Below are 18,274 nucleotides of genomic sequence, written 5' to 3' on the forward strand. Positions count from 1 at the left end.
TCGGTGAGCCGGGGCGCCGTCAGGGCGCCCCATCTTTCGGATCAGATGAGGTTGTAGAGGAACACCACCAGAATACCGGCCGGTGTCAGGTACCGCAGCACAACCATGAAGCTCCGGTAGACACCGCCCCGCAGGCCGATATCTTCCATCAGACCCTCACGGCGCATGGCCCAGCCGGCAAACAGGGCAATCGCCAGCCCGCCCAGGGGCATCATCAGGTTCGACACCAGGAAGTCCAGCAGATCGAACACGGTCTTGCCTTCGAAGAAAGCCAGGAAGCCCAGCGGGTGAATATCGGACCAGACGTTGAATGACAACACCGTCCCGATTCCCACGAACCAGATTGCCAGCCCGCCAGCCAGGGCGCTCTTGAAACGGTTGATGCCCTTGTGCTCCTCAAGCCACTCCACCACCGGCTCCAGCATGGATATCGCGGAGGTGACCGCGGCCACCAGCAACAGCGCGAAAAAGATCACGCCGAACAGCACACCGCCGGTCATCTGCCCGAAGGCCAGCGGCAGGGTCACGAAGATCAGCCCCGGGCCGGTGCCCGGTTCCAGGCCGTTGGCAAACACCAGCGGAAAGATCGCCAGCCCCGCCAGCAGGGCAACACTGGTGTCGAGCACGGCGATGGTCATTGCGGTGCGGGCAATGTTGACCTTCTTCGGCAGGTAGGAGCCGTACGCCATCAGCACACCGATACCGATACTCAGGGTAAAGGCGGCATGCCCCAGCGCCACAAGCACGCCCTTGGTGGTGAGCTTGCTGAAGTCCGGGGCGAACATGAAGTCCACCGCCCGGCCGAAACTGCCGGAATTCATGGCGTAGAACACCATCACCACCAGCAGGATGAACAGCAGCGGCATCAGGGTGTTGACCGCCCGCTCCAGCCCTGAGCGGATACCGCGGCCGACGATAAGCACCACGATGGCCATGAACACGCTGTGCCAGAGCAGCAATTCCCAGGGATTGGCCAGCAGGTTACCGAACTGGCCGCCAATGGTTTCCGCGTCAGCGCCGGTAAACAGACCGGCGGCAGCCTTGCCGATATAGACCAGGGCCCAGCCACCGATCACCGAGTAAAAGGACAGCACCAGGAAGGAGGCAATCACGCCGTTCCAGCCGATAATCCGCCAGCCCCGGGCGGTGCCCTCGCTGTCGGTCAGCGATCGCATGGTGGCAACCGGGCTTTGCCCGCCACGGCGGCCAATCATGGTCTCGGCAATCAGCACCGGCACACCGATGATGGCGATACACACCAGGTAGACCAGGACGAAAGCCCCGCCACCGTGCTCGCCGGTGATGTACGGGAACTTCCAGATATTGCCCAGCCCCACGGCAGAACCGGCGGCAGCCAGGATAAAAGCAAGACGCGAAGACCAGAGGTTCGAAGCCTGCTGGTGCGGTTGTGTTTGGTTAGTCATGTACTACTCCGAAATAGTTGTTTTTGTCGGAAAGTCGGACGGACAGAATCAGAGAATGGTCCGGATTGCCTCGGCGACGACCGGCAAGGTGCGGTCGTTCAGCCCGGCCACGTTGACCCGACTCGACTCCAGCATGTAGATGCCATACTCCTCCCGGAGCCGGCGCACCTGCGCGGGGGAAATGCCCAGGAACGAGAACATGCCCCGCTGGCGTGCGATGAATCCGAAATCGCCGGCCGGCGCCAGCGCTTCGGCAAAGGCCCGGCGCAACCCGAGAATGCGATCGCACATACCGGCCAGCTCCAGCTGCCAGTCGGCGCGCAAGGCCTCATCCCCGAGAATGGTTTCCACGATCGCCGCGCCATGGGCCGGCGGCATGGAGTAATGGGAACGGATGACACTGAGCAGCTGGCTGTTGGCCGCGGAGGTGACGCTGTCGGTGGCCCCCATCAGCATCAGGGCACCGGTACGCTCCCGGTACAGGCCAAAATTCTTGGAACAGGAGGCCGCCACGATCATTTCCGGCACCCGACCGGCCATGTGGCGCAGACCCGCGGCATCCGCCTCCAGACCGTCACCCAGGCCCTGGTAGGCCATGTCCACAAACGGCAGCAATCCCTTTTTCAGCACCAGGTCGGTCACCTGCTGCCACTGCTCGAAGGTCAGATCCGCGCCGGAAGGGTTATGGCAGCAGCCGTGCAGCAGCACCACGTCACCGGCCTCCGCCTGCGCCAGGCTTTCCAGCATGGCGGCGAAGTCTACCTGCAGGGTTGCCGGATCGAGGTAGGGATATTCCCGAATGTTCAGGCCGGCCCCACCCAGGAGGGGCAGATGGTTACCCCAGGTGGGGGTGCTGACCCAGACAGTGGCATTGTCACGGCACAGGCGCAGGAATTCCGCTGCCATCCGCAGGGCTCCGCAGCCACCCGGGGTCTGGACCACGGCTACCCGGCCGTCCCGCACCAGGGAGCTGCCCTCACCCATCACCAGGTCGGCCATGGCGCGACCGAAACCCGGCGAGCCGGCGGGACCGACGTAGCTCTTGGTGGACTCGCTCTCCAACAGTCGGCGTTCGGCCTGGTGCACGGCGGCCATGATCGGCGTATTGCCGGCATCGTCCTTGTAGACGCCGATGCCCAGGTCAATCTTGTGCTCCCGGGGATCTTCCCGGAAAGTCTGCATCAGCTGGAGAATCGGGTCCTGTGGCAGTGGTTTCAGGGCCTCAAACATGGGATTCCTCCTTCTCGCCGGCCGGTTTGGTGCGAATCAGGGTCGGGCGGCCGGTTTCCAGCGCCTTGAGCAATTGCTGTTGACGCTCCCGGATCGCCTCCACCGCCTGCTCCCGGACCGGGCCGAAGCCGCGCACGTCCGCCGGCAGTTCCGCCAGTTGCAGGAAGGTTTCGTGATTGTCCGCGCTCAGCTCGCGACCGATACGCTCCGCCAGTTGGCGATAGTCCGCCAGCAGGGCCCGATCCAGCTTCCGGTCCGCGGAATGACGGAACGGATCCAGAGCGGTGCCGCGCAGGCCACGCAGTTTCGCCAGCAACTTGAAGGCCCGGAACATCCAGGGACCGAACTGCCGTTTCTGCGGCCGGCCACGGGCATCGGTGCCGCGATTGAGGATCGGCGGCGCCAGATGGAAATGCACCTTGAAGTCACCCTCGAAGGTTTTTTCCACTTCCTCCATGAAATCGGTCTCGGCAAACAGGCGAGCCACTTCGTACTCGTCCTTGTAGGCCATGAACCGGTACAGCTGCTCGGCAACCGTACGGGTCAGCAGCAGGTCCTGCTGATCAATGCCCTGCTCGGTCTGACGCACCCGCGCTACCAGATCCCGGTAGCTGTCGGCCCAGCGCCGGCTCTGGTACTTCACCAGGTGCTGGTAGCGGGTCTCGAGCAGCTGATCCAGGGTCGGCTCCGGGTGCACTTCCACCGGCTCACTGACGGGATTCAGCAGGTCATCAATCACTTTCGGATCGACCGCCGCAACCCGGCCCCAGCCGAAAGCTTCCTTGTTACGCTCGATGGCGACACCATTGAGCTCGATGGCCCGCATCAGGGCCGCCTCGGACAACGGCAGCAGGCCTTTCTGCCAGGCGAAGCCGAGCATCATCACGTTGGAGAACACGGTGTCGCCCATCAGCTTCTCGGCAATGCCGTTGGCATCCAGGGCGTCGAAGCGGTCGTCACCCACCGCGTCGCGGATCAGACCCAGGCGCTTGTCCGCCTGCATGTCCGCATCCCGGTACAGGACATAGTCCGCCGTCGGCAACTCCGCCCTGTTGGCCACCACCCGGGTATGTTCCGGACGCAGCACGCTCAGCGCTTTCTGGGAGGACGCCACCACCATGTCACAGGCAATGACGGCATCCGCCTGGCCGTTGCTGATACGCACCTGGTGCAGCTTGTCCGGGGACGGTGCCATGCGCACATAGCTCAACACCGTGCCGCCCTTCTGGGCGAAGCCCATGAAGTCCAGCACCGAGGCACCCCGGGATTCCAGGTGAGCCGCCATGGTGATCAGCTGGCCCACGGTCACCACGCCGGTGCCACCAACGCCGCCGACCAGCAGGTCGAACGAGCCATTCAGGGCCGGCAGGGAGGGTTGCGGCAGGCCCTCAAGGCGCTTGGTCAGCACCGAGCCGGTATCCACACCCCGGGACTTGCGCAGCTGGCCACCCTCGATGGTGACGAAGCTCGGACAGAAGCCGGTGACACAGGAAAAGTCCTTGTTACAGGAGGACTGGTCGATCTTGCGCTTGCGGCCCAGCTCGGTCTGGCGTGGCACCACCGAGAGGCAGTTGGACTGCACCGAGCAGTCACCACAGCCCTCGCACACGTGGTGGTTGATGTAGGCCCGCTTGGCCGGGTCCGGGAACTGGCCACGCTTGCGACGGCGACGCTTCTCCGCGGCACAGGTCTGGTCGTAGATCAGCACGGTGCAGCCGGGAATGTCGCGCAGTTCCCGCTGGACCTGGTCCAGCTCGGAGCGATCATGGAAGGTCACATCACTCGGGAACAGCCCTTCGTGCCCCTTGTACTTCTCCGGTTCATCGCTGAGCACCACCACCCGCTTGACGCCTTCGGAGGCAACCTGCTGGGCGATCATCGGTACGGTGATCTGCCCGTCCACCGGCTGACCGCCGGTCATGGCCACCGCGTCGTTGAACAGGATCTTGTAGGTGATGTTGATCCCGGCAGCTACCGCCTGGCGAATGGCCATCGAGCCGGAGTGGAAGTAGGTACCCTCGCCCAGGTTCTGGAAAACGTGGGGGTTACCGGTGTACCGGCTCTTGCCGATCCAGTTGACCCCTTCGCCACCCATCTGGATCAGGGACTCGGTGTTCCGTCCCATCCAGGACGCCATGAAATGGCAGCCGATACCGGCCAGGGCCTTGCTGCCCTCCGGCACCTTGGTGGAGGTATTGTGGGGGCAGCCGGAGCAGAAATACGGCAGGCGCCGGACCCCGCCCGGGTCCTTGGCGCTGGTCATCTCGTTGATGGCCCTGAGCTGTTCGCTGAAGTCCACGTCAAAGAAACGGGTCAGACGGGCCGCCAGGTAGCCGGCCACCAGTTTCGGGCTGAGCTCGCCGACGTAGGGCATCAGCGGCTTGCCGCTCTCGTCCTGCTTGCCGGTGATCAGCACCTCGCCGGGACGATCCGGTTCGGACATGTATTCCTTGATCTGGCTCTCGATGATGCCCCGCTTCTCCTCGATCACCAGCACTTCCTGCTTGCCATGGACAAAGTTCAGGATGCCGTGACGCTCCAGGGGCCAGACCATACCCACCTTGTAGATATCCAGCCCCAGCTCGGCGGCACGGGCTTCATCGATGCCCAGCAGCTCCAGCGCTTCCAGCAGGTCCAGGTAGCCCTTGCCGGTGGTGACGATACCGAAGCGGGCCTGCGGGTTGTTGTACAGGCAGTGGTCGATGGGATTGGCACGGGCAAAGGCCTGCACGGCCGCCAGCTTGTGCTCGATCCGGGTTTCCAGCTGCGGTCCGGGCAGATCCGGCCAGCGGTAGTGGAGACCATCCGCCGGCGGGGTGAAATCTTCCGGCATCTTGAATTCGGGCAGCGGCGGCAGCTCCACCGAAGCGGCGCTCTCCACGGTCTCGGAAATGGCCTTGAAGCCCACCCAGCAGCCGCTGTAACGGGACAGGGCGTAACCCCAGAGGCCGAATTCCAGGTACTCGGCGATGTTGGCCGGGTTAATGGTGGGCATGAAGAAACTCATGAACGCCACGTCGGACTGGTGCGGCATGGAGGACGACACACAGCCGTGGTCGTCACCGGCCACCACCAGCACGCCGCCGTTGGGTGAGCTGCCATAGGTGGTGCCATGCTTGAGGGCATCGCCGGCGCGGTCGACGCCAGGCCCCTTGCCATACCAGAGGCCAAACACGCCATCGACCTGGCGGTCCTCGTCGGTTTCCACCTGCTGGGTACCCAGCATGATGGTGGCGGCAAGGTCCTCGTTGATGGCGGGGACAAAATCGATGCGATTCTGGTCGAGCAGATCCTTGGCCTGCCAGAGCGCCTGGTCGTAGGCGCCGAGCGGAGAACCCCGGTAGCCACTGACCATGCCGGCGGTGTTCAGGCCGTGTTTGCGGTCCAGGGCTGCCTGCATCAGGGGGATCCGTACCAGGGCCTGGGTTCCGGTCAGGAATACCCGCCCGGAGTCGCGCAGGTAGCGATCCTCGAGTTTGTAGTTGTCGAGTTGAGGTGTATCGGCGGTCATGGTCGCCCCTCCAGTTGTTGATTTTATGAACAAAATTCTAGAGGGATCGACGCAAAAGGTGCTTGCTTTTTGGTTAGCCGACCGGCGCCGATGTGCAACATTCTTTGATAAATGAAAAAATATCGAAATATCCTTTGATAAAAATCAGGTGTTACCAAATGAAACAGGTCGAACTGGACAAACTGGACCGCCGTATCCTCGATGCCCTCCAGCAGGATGGCCGCATCAGCAACCAGTTACTGGCCGAGCAGGTGGGGCTCTCGCCGGCGGCCTGCTGGCGCCGGGTCCGGGCCCTGGAAGAAGCCGGCGTGATTACCGGCTATACTGCAAAACTGTGCCCGGAAGCCATGGGCCAGGGCCTGTGCGTGCTGGTCAATCTGTCCCTGCAGCGCCACACCATCGACAGCACCGCCGAGATAGAGCGCGAGGTCAGCAGCTATCCGGAAGTGCTGCAATGTTTTGCCGTCACCGGTAACGCGGATTTCGTGTTGCGGGTCGTGGTGCCGGACATGGCGAGCTATGACCGGTTCCTGAACGAGAAGATCTTCACCCTCAAGGGCATTGCCCAGGTGAACTCCAACTTTGCCCTGAGGGAGATCAAGAACACCCTGACCCTGCCTGTGTCATGATGGCGCCGGGTTGTCGGGTCAGGGGAAATGCATACGAGTAAGAGGGTATTGCGCGTATCAAACAGCGTGCAAACCGACTATAATGCCGGTAAATCACGCATTGCCCGGCAATGCCCTCCCTCCGAATTCCGAGTAAATCAATGTCAGAAATGTCCTTTGCCGAACTGGGGCTGGATGCAGCCGTACTTGAAGCTGTCAACGCCGTTGGCTATGAAACACCCTCGCCGATCCAGGCAAAATCCATCCCGGCACTGCTGGCCGGCCACCACCTGCTGGGTGTCGCCCAGACCGGTACCGGCAAGACCGCTGCGTTCGCGCTGCCGCTGCTGAGTCGTATCGACGCCAGCATCGCCGAGCCGCAGATCCTGGTGCTGGCCCCGACCCGGGAACTGGCCATCCAGGTCGCCGAGGCGTTCACCACCTATGCCAGCAAGTTCCGCAACTTCCACGTACTGCCGATCTATGGTGGCCAGGATTTCGGCCCCCAGATCCGCGGCCTGCGTCGCGGTGCCCAGGTTATTGTCGGCACCCCTGGCCGCATGCTGGATCATCTGCGCAAGGGCACCCTGAAGCTGGACAGCCTCAAGGCCCTGGTCCTGGATGAAGCCGACGAGATGCTGCGCATGGGCTTCATTGACGACGTTGAGGCCATCCTGGCGAAGACGCCGGACACCTGCCAGCGCGCCCTGTTCTCGGCCACCATGCCGCCGCAGATCAAGAAGGTGGCCCAGACTTATCTGAAAGACGCCACCGAAGTGCGGATCGAGAGCGAGACCCGCACTGTCGAGCGTATCTCCCAGTTCGTGCTGCCGGTCTACGCCGAGCGCAAGCTCGACGCCCTGACCCGCATCCTGGAGGTGGAGCCTTTCGACGCTTCGATCATCTTCGTGCGCACCAAGGCCGAAACCACGATGCTGGCCGAGAAGCTCTCAGCCCGTGGCCACGCCGTGGCTCCCCTGAGCGGTGACCTGAACCAGCGTCAGCGTGAGCAGACGGTTGAAGACCTGAAGCGGGGCAAGAAGGACATCATCATTGCCACCGACGTCGCTGCCCGCGGCCTCGATGTGCCCCGGATCACCCACGTCATCAACTATGACGTACCTTACGACACCGAGGCGTATATCCACCGCGTCGGCCGTACCGGTCGTGCCGGCCGCACCGGCAAGGCCATCCTGCTGGTAACTCCGCGTGAGCGCAGCTGGCTGCGTACCCTGGAGCGGGCAACCAATTCGCCGATGGAGTCCTATCAGCTGCCCTCGCCTACCGATCTGCAGAAGATGCGGGTGGAGCAGTTCGAGACCCAGCTGCTGGCGTTCGCCGAGGACGGCAAACTGTCCAAGGCGATGGCACTGCTGGATGAGATTGCCGAGCGCAATGACCTGGATATGGCGATGGTCGCCGGTGCCATGGCGTGCTGGATGGAAATGGCCCAGCCCGGCGCCCTGCCCCTGGAAGCGCCGGAAGCCCTGCCGGAGATTTCCGCAGCGCCCCGCCGTGACCGCAAGGGACCGCCTCCCGGCAAGAAGAATTTCCGCAAGGGCCCTGGCAAGGGCTTCAAGAAGGACGGTAAGCCCGGCCACCGCAAAGGCGGCCCGAAGGGCAAGCCCGCCGGCAAGGGCGGCAAGCCGCCGAGCAAGCGCCCCGCCCGTTAATCGGCGCGGCGCTGGTATACCACGAAGCTGTAGTCGTAGGGATTGTTGTCGGACGCGGAGAAATCCTCCCGTCCGATTTCTTTCCACTCATCCCAGTTCACTTCCGGAAAGAATGCATCCCCCTCCACTTCCGCGTGCACCTGGGTGATGTACATTCGATCCACCAGCGGCAGCGCTTCGGCGTAAATCTGGCCGCCACCGATAATCATTACCTCATCACCGCCTTCCAGCTCAGCCTGGGCTTCGGCTTTGACCAATGCCTCCTGCAGTGACTTCGCCGCCACAGTGCCCGCCGGCGCTTCCCAGCTGTCGTTCCGGGAAATAACCACGTTCATCCGTCCCGGCAGCGGCCGGCCGATGGAATCCCAGGTTTTCCGCCCCATGATGATGGGTTTACCCATGGTTGCCTGCTTGAAGTAACGCAGGTCCCCCGGGAGATACCACGGCAGCTTGTTGTTCCGGCCGATGACCCGGTTTTGGGACATGGCCACTATCAAAGCTTTTCTCATTTCTTGTCCTCAAGTTTGGGAGTTCTGGTTCCGGAGCTCTCGGCCTTGGGGCTGCCATCGGGCGGGGATGCCTCTCCAAAAAACGCCTCAAGGCATCCTTGCGCGGCTTGGGCTCCGCCATCCATGGCTCCGCACATTTTTGGAGAGGCATCCCCGCCCGATGGCGATCCGAGCAGTCAGTCAGCTTATCCTGAACTAGATCCCGATCCGTCGATAAATTCAGGGCAGTATGCTTTTTGGTGAATGGGATTCCCGCTACTGATCTTCGATCGCTTTGGCTTGAACGCATTGCAGCGGGTGGGGCTTTCCGAAAATGTGCGGAGCCATGGATGGCGGAGCCAAGCGTACACGGACGTATTCACAGCGTTTTTCGGAAAGCCCCACCCGCTGCAATGCCTCCCCCAAACCAACCGGACCGCGATCCGAAACTACCGGTCAAATCGCAATAGGCGCCTTGATCACCGGATAAGGCTCATACCCCTCAAACTCGAAGTCCTCAAGTTCATATTCGAAGATACTTGAAGGCTTACGCTTAATGACCAGCCTGGGCAAAGAACGAGGCTCCCGCTTCAGCTGCTCGAATACGATGTCGTCGGTCAGGTGGTTCTGATACAGGTGGCAGTCACCAAACGTATGCACGAACTCACCCACATCCAGATCACACTGCTGGGCAATCATATGGGTCAGCAGCGCATAGGAGGCGATATTGAACGGCACGCCCAGGAACAGGTCCGCACTGCGCTGGTACAGCTGGCAGGAGAGCTTGCCGTCGGCCACGTAGAACTGGAACAGGCAGTGGCACGGGGCCAGCGCCATGCGGCCCTCGCGGACGTTGTCCTGGGGGCTGATGGATTCGTCCGGAAGTTCCGCCGGGTTCCAGGCGGAGACGATCAGGCGCCGGGAGTTGGGCTTGTTGCGGATCTGGTTGATGACTTCGCTGATCTGGTCCACCACCCGGCCGTCCGGGCATTGCCAGCTGCGCCACTGTTTGCCGTAGATAGGGCCGAGGTCGCCGTCTTCCAGGGCCCATTCGTTCCAGATGGAGACCTTGCGTTCTTTCAGCCAGTTGTTGTCGGTGGAACCGCGCAGGAACCAGAGTAATTCGTAGATGATGCTGCGCAGGTGAACTTTCTTGGTGGTCACCAGCGGGAAGCCTTCCTGCAGGTTGAACCGCAGCTGGCGTCCGAATACCGAGCGGGTGCCGACGCCGGTACGGTCACCCTTGTCGAATCCGTTGTCGACGACATCTTGCATCAGGTCGAGGTAGGCTTTCATTCGGCATTTCTCCGGTAAGCGATGAACATCAGGGCGGCGCCGGCGAGGATCATGGGAGTGGACAGCACCTGCCCCATGGTGAGCCAGTCAAAGGCCAGGTAGCCCAGTTGCGGATCCGGCTGGCGTACGAACTCCACCAGGAAACGGAACAGGCCGTAGCACACCAGGAACAGACCGGAGACCGCCATGCGCGGGCGGGGTTTGGCGGAGAACCACCACAGGATGGCGAACAGGGCCACGCCTTCCAGGGCAAACTGGTACAGCTGGGACGGGTGTCGGGCCAGGCTGTCCGGGGCGTGGGGGAAGACCATGCCCCAGGGCACGTCAGTGGGTTTGCCCCAGAGCTCGCCGTTGATGAAGTTGCCGATCCGTCCGGCACCCAGGCCCACCGGCACCAGCGGTGCGACAAAGTCGGCCAGACGCCAGAACCCGGAGCCGAGTTTGCGGCCGTACCACCACATGGCAAACATCACGCCCAGCAGGCCGCCGTGGAAGGACATGCCCCCTTCCCAGACTCGCAGGAGCCACAGCGGGTCGGCCAGGAAGGTGTCGAAGTTGTAGAACAGCACATAACCGAAACGGCCGCCAAGGATGACGCCCAGGGCCAGGTAGAACAGGAGATCGCCCATCTGCTCTTCGGTGACCGGCGACCAGGGCTTGCGGGCTCGCAGACGGCCGAGCCACCAGCCGGCGACAAAGCCGACCAGGTAGGTCAGGCCGTACCAGTGAATCTTGACGGGGCCCAGGGAAATGGCCACCGGGTCAAACTGGGGATGCTGCAGCATCGGTTACCTCTCAGCTCAGAAGAAAACGGAGCCCCACTACCAGGAGCATCATCGCAAAAATACGTTTCAGAACCTTGGCGTTCAGCTTGTGGGCCAGGTTGGCACCAATTCTGGCGAAGAAAACACTGGTCAGGATGATCCCGATCAGTGCCGGCAGGTAGATGAAGCCCAGACTGAATTCCGGAAGCTCGGCATGGCCCCAGCCCGTCCAGATGTTGCCAATGGCACCGGCCAGCGCGATTGGCAGACCAATAGCCGCGGAGGTGGCCACGGTGTTCTGCATACGGACATTACACCAGCTGAGATAAGGCACGGTGAGCGTGCCGCCGCCGATGCCGAAAATGGCCGAGGCCCAACCGATGATGCCACCGGCAACTCCCAGACCCGCATCGCCGGGAACATCACGACCGGGCTTGGGGTTGACCTCCAGTATCATTTTGATCGCTACCAGCATCACGAACACGCCAATCACCAGTTGCAGCAGATCGCCACTCATGAAGGCCGCGGTCCAGGCGCCCAGTACCGCTCCGCCAACTATCCCCACGGTCATGGGCCGGAAAATGTCCCAGCGCACGGCCCGGTGCTTGTGATGGGAACGGATGGAGGACAGTGAGGTGAACACGATGGTGGCCAGGGAGGTCCCTACCGCCAGGTGAGCGCTGATTTCCGGGCTGATGCCCTGGATCTCGAAGCTGAAGATGAGTACCGGCACAATGACAAGGCCACCACCGATGCCGAACAGGCCCGCCATGGTCCCTGCCAGTGCGCCCAGTGCCAGATACGATGCAAATACGGTTACCAGGGTCATAGCTGCTCACGCCCATGAGAAACAAGGCTGGTATGATACACACCGCACGGGACAAGTTCACGGCTCGCCATTCACCTTCCGGAGACTGATTACCAACCATGTGCCTCATTGCCTTTGCCCTTGGCCAGAATCGCCATTTTCCGCTGGTGGTCGCCGCCAACCGGGACGAGTTTTTCCGTCGCCCCACTGCAGCCATGGACTGGTGGGCCACCGACTCGGGCCAGCGGGTACTGGCCGGCCGTGATCTCCAGTCCGGCGGTACCTGGCTGGCGGTCACAGAGGATGGCCGCATCAGCGCCGTGACCAATGTCCGGGAGGGCTCCCCCGAGGCCGGCCGTACCACTCGTGGAGAGTTGCCGTTGCGGGCCTTGGAGGAGCCAAGGGCAGAGCTGTTCGGTGATCTCACCGACGATCCGGATCGTTATGCCGGCTTTAACCTGATCCGACTCGGAACCGATGGCGGTTGGTATTACAGCAATCGTGACGCCCATCCGGGCCGAGGTGTGCACCGGGGTGTGTATGGCCTCAGTAATCACTTGCTGCAAACCCCATGGCCGAAACTGCTCCGGCTGCGGGAGTCCGTAGGCGAGACGGTCTCGATGGCGGGTGCTGACGCCGACGGCCTGCATGAGCGGCTGATCACTCTGCTCCAGGATTCGACACCGGCTCCTGACCACCTGCTGCCGGACACCGGCGTGGGTCTGGCAACGGAGCGCTTCCTGTCGTCTCCGTTCATTGTCGGCGAGGACTATGGCACCCGGGCCACCACGATTGTGACGGTCACCAACGATGGCCAGGTCCGGGTTACCGAACACAGCTGGGGGCCTTTGGCCTCAAAAGGCGATTGCCGTCACTTCGACTGGCAGCGATAGCCCGCCGGCTCTGATATAATCCGCGAAATTCTGTCACCCGACCGGAGGGCCCGATGGCCGGTGAAAAAGACACCACATCCATAGCCGACTTTGAAAAGTCACTGGATGAGCTGGAAAAGCTGGTTCGCGACCTGGAGCAGGGCGAACTGTCGCTGGAACAGTCCCTGACCGCGTTCGAGCGGGGCGTGAAGCTGACCCGGGAATGCCAGCAGGCATTGAAGAGTGCCGAGCAGCGGGTCGAGCAGCTGGTGCAGAACAGCGATGGCACCCTCGAAACCCGCCCTTTCTCGCCGGATGACGCCGACTGATGACCGAACAGACCAAGGCGGCAGTGGATTTTCTGGAGTCCTGCCGCACCCTTGTCGACGCCGAACTGGACCGCTGCATTGATCAGAGCGCGGCCTCAGATCGCCTTCAGGACGCCATGCGCTACAGCGTACTGGGCGGCGGCAAGCGGATCCGTCCCGCCCTGTGCCTTGCGGCAGCGCGGGCCATGGGCCAGGCCAGCAACAGCGCCCTCGCCCCCGCCTGTGCCGTGGAGCTGATCCATGCCTATTCGCTGATCCACGATGACCTGCCGGCGATGGATGACGATGAGCTGCGCCGGGGCCGGCCCACCACCCACATTGCCTTCGACGAGGCTACCGCCATTCTGGCGGGCGATGCGCTGCAGGCGCTGGCATTCGGGCTGCTGGCCAACGGTTCGGGACTGGACACCGAGTCGCGCCTCGCCATGGTTCAGGAACTGGCCAGGGCCGCCGGCCACCAGGGCATGGTAGGCGGCCAGGCCATTGACCTGGAATCGGTGGGCAAGACCCTGACCCTGACCCAGCTGGAAACCATGCACCGGCACAAGACCGGCGCCCTGATCGAGGCCAGTGTCCGCATGGGTGCCCTGAGCGCGGAGCAGGTGGATTCCAGTGAGCTGGACGCACTAACGACCTACGCCCGGGTGCTGGGGCTGGCCTTCCAGGTGCAGGATGACCTTTTGGATATCGAGGGCAGCACCGACGTGATCGGCAAACCCCAGGGATCGGATGTCGCCCGCTCCAAGCCCACCTACCCGGCCCTGCTGGGCCTGGACGGTGCCCGGCAGCACCTGGCAGAACTGCTGCAGACCGCCAAGGCGAGTCTCGAACGGTTCGGCCCCGAAGCCGACCCTCTGCGGGCGATGGCGGATTACGTGGTGGCACGAACCCATTGAACCACCCTGCCCCAAAGGCGCACACTTGTCGTAACTTATTTTGAAAACACTGGATCATCCCAAAAGACCCGAGCAGATGCAGGATACTTACACTTTCAAGGAAATCCCGTCACAGCGGCCCAACACCCCGCTGCTGGACCGGATTGATGTACCGGCCCAGCTCCGTGAGCTGCCGGCTGAACAGCTGACCCAGCTGGCCCGGGAACTGCGGGCGTTCCTGCTGTGGTCCGTCGGCCAGACCGGCGGGCATTTTGGTGCCGGGCTGGGCGTACTGGAGCTGACTGTCGCCCTCCACTATGTGTTCAACACCCCGGAGGACCGCCTGGTCTGGGACGTGGGCCATCAGGCCTATCCCCACAAGATCCTCACCGGCCGCCGGGAACAGATGGGCAGCATTCGCCGCAAGGGCGGTCTGGCCGGATTCCCGAAACGGGCCGAAAGCGAGTACGACACCTTCGGAGTGGGCCACTCCAGTACCTCCATCAGTGCCGCTTTGGGCATGGCTATCGCCGCCCGCATGCAGAACACCGGCCGCAAGAGCATTGCCGTCATCGGCGATGGCGCCATGACCGCGGGCATGGCCTTCGAGGCCCTGAACCATGCCGGCCACCTGCATGCCAACATGCTGGTCATCCTGAACGACAACGACATGTCGATCTCACGGAACGTGGGAGGCCTGTCCAACTATTTCGCCAAACTGCTGTCCAGCCGCACCTACAACCAGGTCCGGGACAGTAGCAAGAAGGTGTTGCAGGGTGCGCCGCATCTGATGGCCCTGGCCAAGAAGACCGAGGAACACTTCAAGGGCATGATTGCCCCGGGCACCCTGTTCGAGGAACTCGGGTTCAATTACATCGGCCCTATCGATGGCCATGACCTGCCGCTGCTGGTGGAGACCCTGGAGAACATCCGCGAGCTGGACGGCCCGCAATTCCTGCACGTGGTGACCACCAAGGGCAAGGGCTTTGCCCCGGCGGAGGCCGACCCGATCGGCTACCATGCCATCAACAAGATCGAGCCGGTGCCACCGAGTAAGCCGGAACCGGTTACCCCCAAGCCGGCCAAACCGAAGTACGCCAATGTCTTCGGCCAGTGGCTGTGCGATGCCGCCGAGCAGGACGAACGGGTGGTGGGCATCACACCGGCCATGTGTGAGGGCTCGGATCTGCTGGCCTTCTCCCAGCGCTTCCCGGATCGGTATTTCGACGTTGCCATTGCCGAGCAGCACTCCGTGACCCTGGCGGCCGGCCTGGCCTGCGACGGCGCCAAACCGGTGGTGGCGATCTACTCCACCTTCCTGCAAAGGGGCTATGATCAGCTGATCCATGACGTGGCCATCCAGAACCTGGATGTGCTCTTTGCCATCGACCGGGCCGGTCTGGTGGGCGAAGACGGTCCGACCCACGCCGGTGCGTTCGATATCAGCTACCTGCGCTGCATCCCCAACATGGTGGTGATGACTCCGTCCGACGAGAACGAGACCCGGCAGATGCTGCAGACCGGCATGCTGTTCAACGGTCCGGCGGCGGTTCGCTACCCCCGCGGTACCGGGCCGGGCGCGAAGATCGAGCCCGAGCTGAAACCGCTGGAGCTGGGCAAGGGCCGCCGAATCCGGGAAGGCAGCGGCGTTGCCATCCTGAACTTCGGTACCCTGCTCGCACCCGCGCTGGAGGCGGCCGAGGCACTGGGCGCCACCGTTGCCGACATGCGCTTCGTCAAACCACTGGACGAGGAGCTGGTACTGGAACTGGCCGAGCAGCATGACCTGCTGGTGACCCTGGAAGAGAATGTGGTGGCCGGCGGCGCCGGCAGCGCGGTCACCGAATTCCTGAACCACCGCGAAGTCTCCCAGCCGGTGCTTCAGCTCGGGCTGCCGGATACCTTTATCGACCACGGCAAGCACGGAGAACTGTTGAGCGACTGCGGCCTGGACGCCGAGGGCATCCGCTCGGCCATTGCCGAACGCCTGGAACGGCTCCAGCGCTCCAGTCTCAAAGCAGTCAAGTAACCGCTGATCCCAACGAAAAAGCCCGCGTTCGGAGACGCGGGCTTTTTCGTATGATTCAGTGCGGGGAGGCCGATTACTGGGGATCGTCGTCCTGGTGCGTTTCCAGCCAGTGTCCCAGTTTGCTCTGCTTGGTGTTGAGGTAGTTCTCGTTGTGCGGATTGCGCCCCACGTGCAACGGTACCCGCTCGGCAATTTCGATGCCATAGGACTCCAGCGCCTTGACCTTGCGCGGGTTGTTCGTCATCAATCGCAGGCTATTGATCCCCAGGTGTTCCAGCATATCCTTGCACATGCTGTAATCCCGCAAATCTGCGGCAAAACCGAGCTGCTCGTTGGCCTCGACCGTATCGGCACCCTGGTCCTGCAGATGATAGGCGCGGATCTTGTTCAGCAGACCAATCCCCCGGCCCTCCTGGCGGAGGTACATAAGGATACCCCGCCCTTCGCGGGCAATGCTGCGCAAGGCTTCCTCAAGCTGATAGCCACAATCACAGCGCATGCTGTACAGGGCATCGCCTGTCAGGCATTCAGAGTGGGTCCGGGCCAGCATCGGCTCATCACTATCCAGGTCCCCCAGGGTCAGGGCGATGTGCTCCTTTCCGGTATCCGGCTCTTCGAAACCGTGCATGTCAAACACCCCGAACGGGGTTGGCAACCGGCAGGTCTGGATGTAACGAACAGCCACAGTGTTTCCTCGTGGTTCAATCAATCGGGGCGCGCATTCTATCACGTGGCCGCCGGCTTGGCGTAGTCTTGGCACAGTGGACTCTCCGGTGGTGAATCGTTACCGGATAGTACGCTCCCTGCCGCGGGCCGGATCAGGCCTGCCCGGCAACCCAGTGGCCGCTGCGCCCGCCCTTCTTCTCGAGCAAGCGCACGTTGTCCACGACCATGCCCCGATCCACCGCCTTGCACATGTCATACAGCGTGAGCGCCGCCACGCTGGCAGCGGTCAGGGCCTCCATTTCGACCCCGGTCTGGCCCGAGAGCTTGCAGCGGGTCAGGATATGTACCGAGGCGTCATCCTCGCCCGGATTCAGCTCAACCTTCACCGAGGTCAGGTTCAGACTGTGACAAAGGGGAATCAGCTCATGGGTTTTCTTGGCTGCCATGATGCCCGCAATCCGGGCCACGGCCAGCACATCGCCCTTGGGATGCTCGCCCTCGATGATCATTTTCAGGGTTTCCGGCGCCATGCGGATGGTGGCTTCGGCGCGGGCTTCCCGTTCGGTCACGTCCTTATCGGTGACATCGACCATGCGGGCTTCGCCCTTCTCGTCCAGGTGGGTCAGCTTGCTCACGGTTTCTCCAGAAACATGATTGGAAATGGATTGATCAGATCTCGCCAGCATACCAGACACAGCGGAAGCCAGCCTTGATATCTACCGGTCCGACCGCCACCAGAAGCGGATGCCGGCAACGCCCTGGCCACCCAGCCGGCGCGCCGCAACTGCTTCCCCCGGACCAACCCCACCCAGGGCATACACGGGAATGACCGCTTGCGCCACCAGGGCTTCGAATTGCTCCCAGCCCATGGCCGGACACCCCGGATGACTCCTGGTCGGTTGCACCGGGCCCAGGGTGGCGTAATCGGCCCCCAGGGCTGCGGCATGGGCGAGCTGATCTGCATCGTGGCAGGATACGCCCAGCCACACCGACTCGGGAACCGGACGGCTGGCCAGGGCCTGCGCCTCGCTCCAGGGCAGGTGCAGACCGCCGGCACCCGGCACTGCATCAAATATTTCCGGGCTGCCATGCAGGATCGGCGTCAGTCCCTGCCCTGTGCATAAGGCCACCGCTTTGCTGGCGAAGCGGACGTAGTCCTCCGGCGACAGCTCGGGAGCGCGCAGCACCACACAGGTGGCCCCGGAGGCTTCCAGCTGCCCCAGCCCGCCCTCGAGGCTGGCCAGCCCATCATCGGCAGAGGTCATCGCACCGGTAATGGCTAATACCCCGGGAAGCCGCAGGGCACGAATCACCGGGCGGTTGGCGACCGGAAAATCCTGGTCCCGGAGCTGTTCCGGTTCCAGCCAGTCCACCGGTTGCCCTTCCCGGCCCTCGGGCTCTCCAGAGGCCTCAGAGGTGCGCCAGACGTCCAGGAACACCCGCTTGTCGCCGTAGTCGTGGCGAATACCAATGACCGGCTCCAGGGACGTCTCGGACAGGCTCAGGCCGGTTTCCTCGGCAATTTCCCGGACCAGGGCCTGCTGGACCGTCTCACCCGCCTCGACCTTACCACCGGGGAACTCCAGCAACCCGCCCTGATGCACGTGGTCGGGGCGACGGGCGATCAGCACCCGGCCCTCCCGGACGATGACACCGACCGCCACATGGATCTCCGGGACCGGGCTTTGCGTTGCGGTCATA

16 protein-coding genes are annotated in these 18,274 nt (G+C 62.9%); 6 read left to right on the forward strand and 10 right to left on the reverse strand.

Features of this window, described 5'->3' with window-relative positions:
- Positions 1-41 precede the first annotated feature (41 nt).
- From BM254_RS14530 to BM254_RS14540, 3 genes are read right to left on the reverse strand one after another with little or no spacing between them, the layout of a single operon-like run.
- Entirely contained in the window at positions 42-1,424 is a 1,383-nt protein-coding gene (locus tag BM254_RS14530) for a sodium-dependent transporter (RefSeq protein ID WP_092005231.1), read from the reverse strand.
- Between the two features lie 48 nt (positions 1,425-1,472).
- On the reverse strand, positions 1,473-2,654 hold the full coding sequence (locus tag BM254_RS14535; protein ID WP_092005234.1) for an amino acid aminotransferase: 1,182 nt from the start codon (positions 2,652-2,654) through the stop codon (positions 1,473-1,475).
- Positions 2,647-6,165 (reverse strand): indolepyruvate ferredoxin oxidoreductase family protein, encoded by a 3,519-nt coding sequence (locus tag BM254_RS14540; protein WP_092005237.1) that lies wholly within the window; start codon positions 6,163-6,165, stop codon positions 2,647-2,649. The genes BM254_RS14535 and BM254_RS14540 overlap by 8 nt, the downstream gene beginning before the upstream one ends.
- A gap of 158 nt (positions 6,166-6,323) precedes the next feature.
- Between BM254_RS14540 and BM254_RS14545 the strand changes: the two genes are divergently transcribed.
- Together BM254_RS14545 and BM254_RS14550 are read left to right on the forward strand one after the other, a co-directional pair.
- Complete coding sequence (locus BM254_RS14545) at positions 6,324-6,794, forward strand: Lrp/AsnC family transcriptional regulator (RefSeq protein WP_092005240.1); 471 nt, start codon at positions 6,324-6,326, stop codon at positions 6,792-6,794.
- A gap of 140 nt (positions 6,795-6,934) precedes the next feature.
- Positions 6,935-8,446 (forward strand): DEAD/DEAH box helicase, encoded by a 1,512-nt coding sequence (locus tag BM254_RS14550; protein ID WP_092005243.1) that lies wholly within the window; start codon positions 6,935-6,937, stop codon positions 8,444-8,446.
- On the opposite strand, the gene BM254_RS14555 is transcribed toward BM254_RS14550, so the two are convergent.
- From BM254_RS14555 to BM254_RS14570, 4 genes are all read right to left on the reverse strand, one after another.
- Entirely contained in the window at positions 8,443-8,955 is a 513-nt protein-coding gene (locus BM254_RS14555) for a dihydrofolate reductase (protein WP_092005246.1), read from the reverse strand. The genes BM254_RS14550 and BM254_RS14555 overlap by 4 nt on opposite strands.
- A 435-nt stretch (positions 8,956-9,390) precedes the next feature.
- Complete coding sequence (locus BM254_RS14560; RefSeq protein WP_092005249.1) at positions 9,391-10,230, reverse strand: thymidylate synthase; 840 nt, start codon at positions 10,228-10,230, stop codon at positions 9,391-9,393.
- Positions 10,227-11,015 (reverse strand): prolipoprotein diacylglyceryl transferase, encoded by a 789-nt coding sequence (gene lgt, locus BM254_RS14565; protein WP_092005252.1) that lies wholly within the window; start codon positions 11,013-11,015, stop codon positions 10,227-10,229. The genes BM254_RS14560 and lgt overlap by 4 nt, the downstream gene beginning before the upstream one ends.
- Before the next feature lie 10 nt (positions 11,016-11,025).
- On the reverse strand, positions 11,026-11,823 hold the full coding sequence (locus BM254_RS14570; RefSeq protein ID WP_092005255.1) for a sulfite exporter TauE/SafE family protein: 798 nt from the start codon (positions 11,821-11,823) through the stop codon (positions 11,026-11,028).
- Between the two features lie 98 nt (positions 11,824-11,921).
- On the opposite strand from BM254_RS14570, the gene BM254_RS14575 reads away from it, so the two are divergent.
- The 4 genes from BM254_RS14575 (at position 11,922) to dxs (ending at position 15,907) form a co-directional block, all read left to right on the forward strand.
- Positions 11,922-12,695: an NRDE family protein gene (locus BM254_RS14575; RefSeq protein WP_092005258.1), complete on the forward strand. Its 774-nt coding sequence runs from the start codon at positions 11,922-11,924 to the stop codon at positions 12,693-12,695.
- 53 nt (positions 12,696-12,748) lie between these two features.
- Positions 12,749-13,003, forward strand: coding sequence for an exodeoxyribonuclease VII small subunit (locus BM254_RS14580; protein WP_092005260.1), 255 nt, complete (start codon positions 12,749-12,751; stop codon positions 13,001-13,003).
- On the forward strand, positions 13,003-13,899 hold the full coding sequence (locus tag BM254_RS14585) for a polyprenyl synthetase family protein (protein WP_092005263.1): 897 nt from the start codon (positions 13,003-13,005) through the stop codon (positions 13,897-13,899). Before BM254_RS14580 ends, BM254_RS14585 begins: the two co-directional genes overlap by 1 nt.
- 76 nt (positions 13,900-13,975) lie before the next feature.
- Positions 13,976-15,907, forward strand: coding sequence for a 1-deoxy-D-xylulose-5-phosphate synthase (gene dxs, locus BM254_RS14590; RefSeq protein ID WP_092005266.1), 1,932 nt, complete (start codon positions 13,976-13,978; stop codon positions 15,905-15,907).
- Positions 15,908-15,980: 73 nt separating this feature from the next.
- On the opposite strand, the gene ribA is transcribed toward dxs, so the two are convergent.
- From ribA to BM254_RS14605, 3 genes are all read right to left on the reverse strand, one after another.
- On the reverse strand, positions 15,981-16,592 hold the full coding sequence (gene ribA, locus BM254_RS14595) for a GTP cyclohydrolase II (protein ID WP_092005269.1): 612 nt from the start codon (positions 16,590-16,592) through the stop codon (positions 15,981-15,983).
- Positions 16,593-16,725: 133 nt separating this feature from the next.
- The gene (gene moaC, locus BM254_RS14600; protein WP_175497278.1) at positions 16,726-17,259 is read right to left on the reverse strand and encodes a cyclic pyranopterin monophosphate synthase MoaC; all 534 of its coding nucleotides are present in this window, start codon (positions 17,257-17,259) and stop codon (positions 16,726-16,728) included.
- Between the two features lie 30 nt (positions 17,260-17,289).
- A complete protein-coding gene (locus tag BM254_RS14605) occupies positions 17,290-18,273 on the reverse strand; it encodes a Nudix family hydrolase (protein ID WP_092005274.1) in 984 nt (327 codons plus the stop codon).
- Position 18,274 lies beyond the last annotated feature (1 nt).

Source organism: Marinobacter pelagius (genome assembly GCF_900114925.1).
Classification (GTDB): Bacteria; Pseudomonadota; Gammaproteobacteria; order Pseudomonadales; family Oleiphilaceae; genus Marinobacter; species Marinobacter pelagius.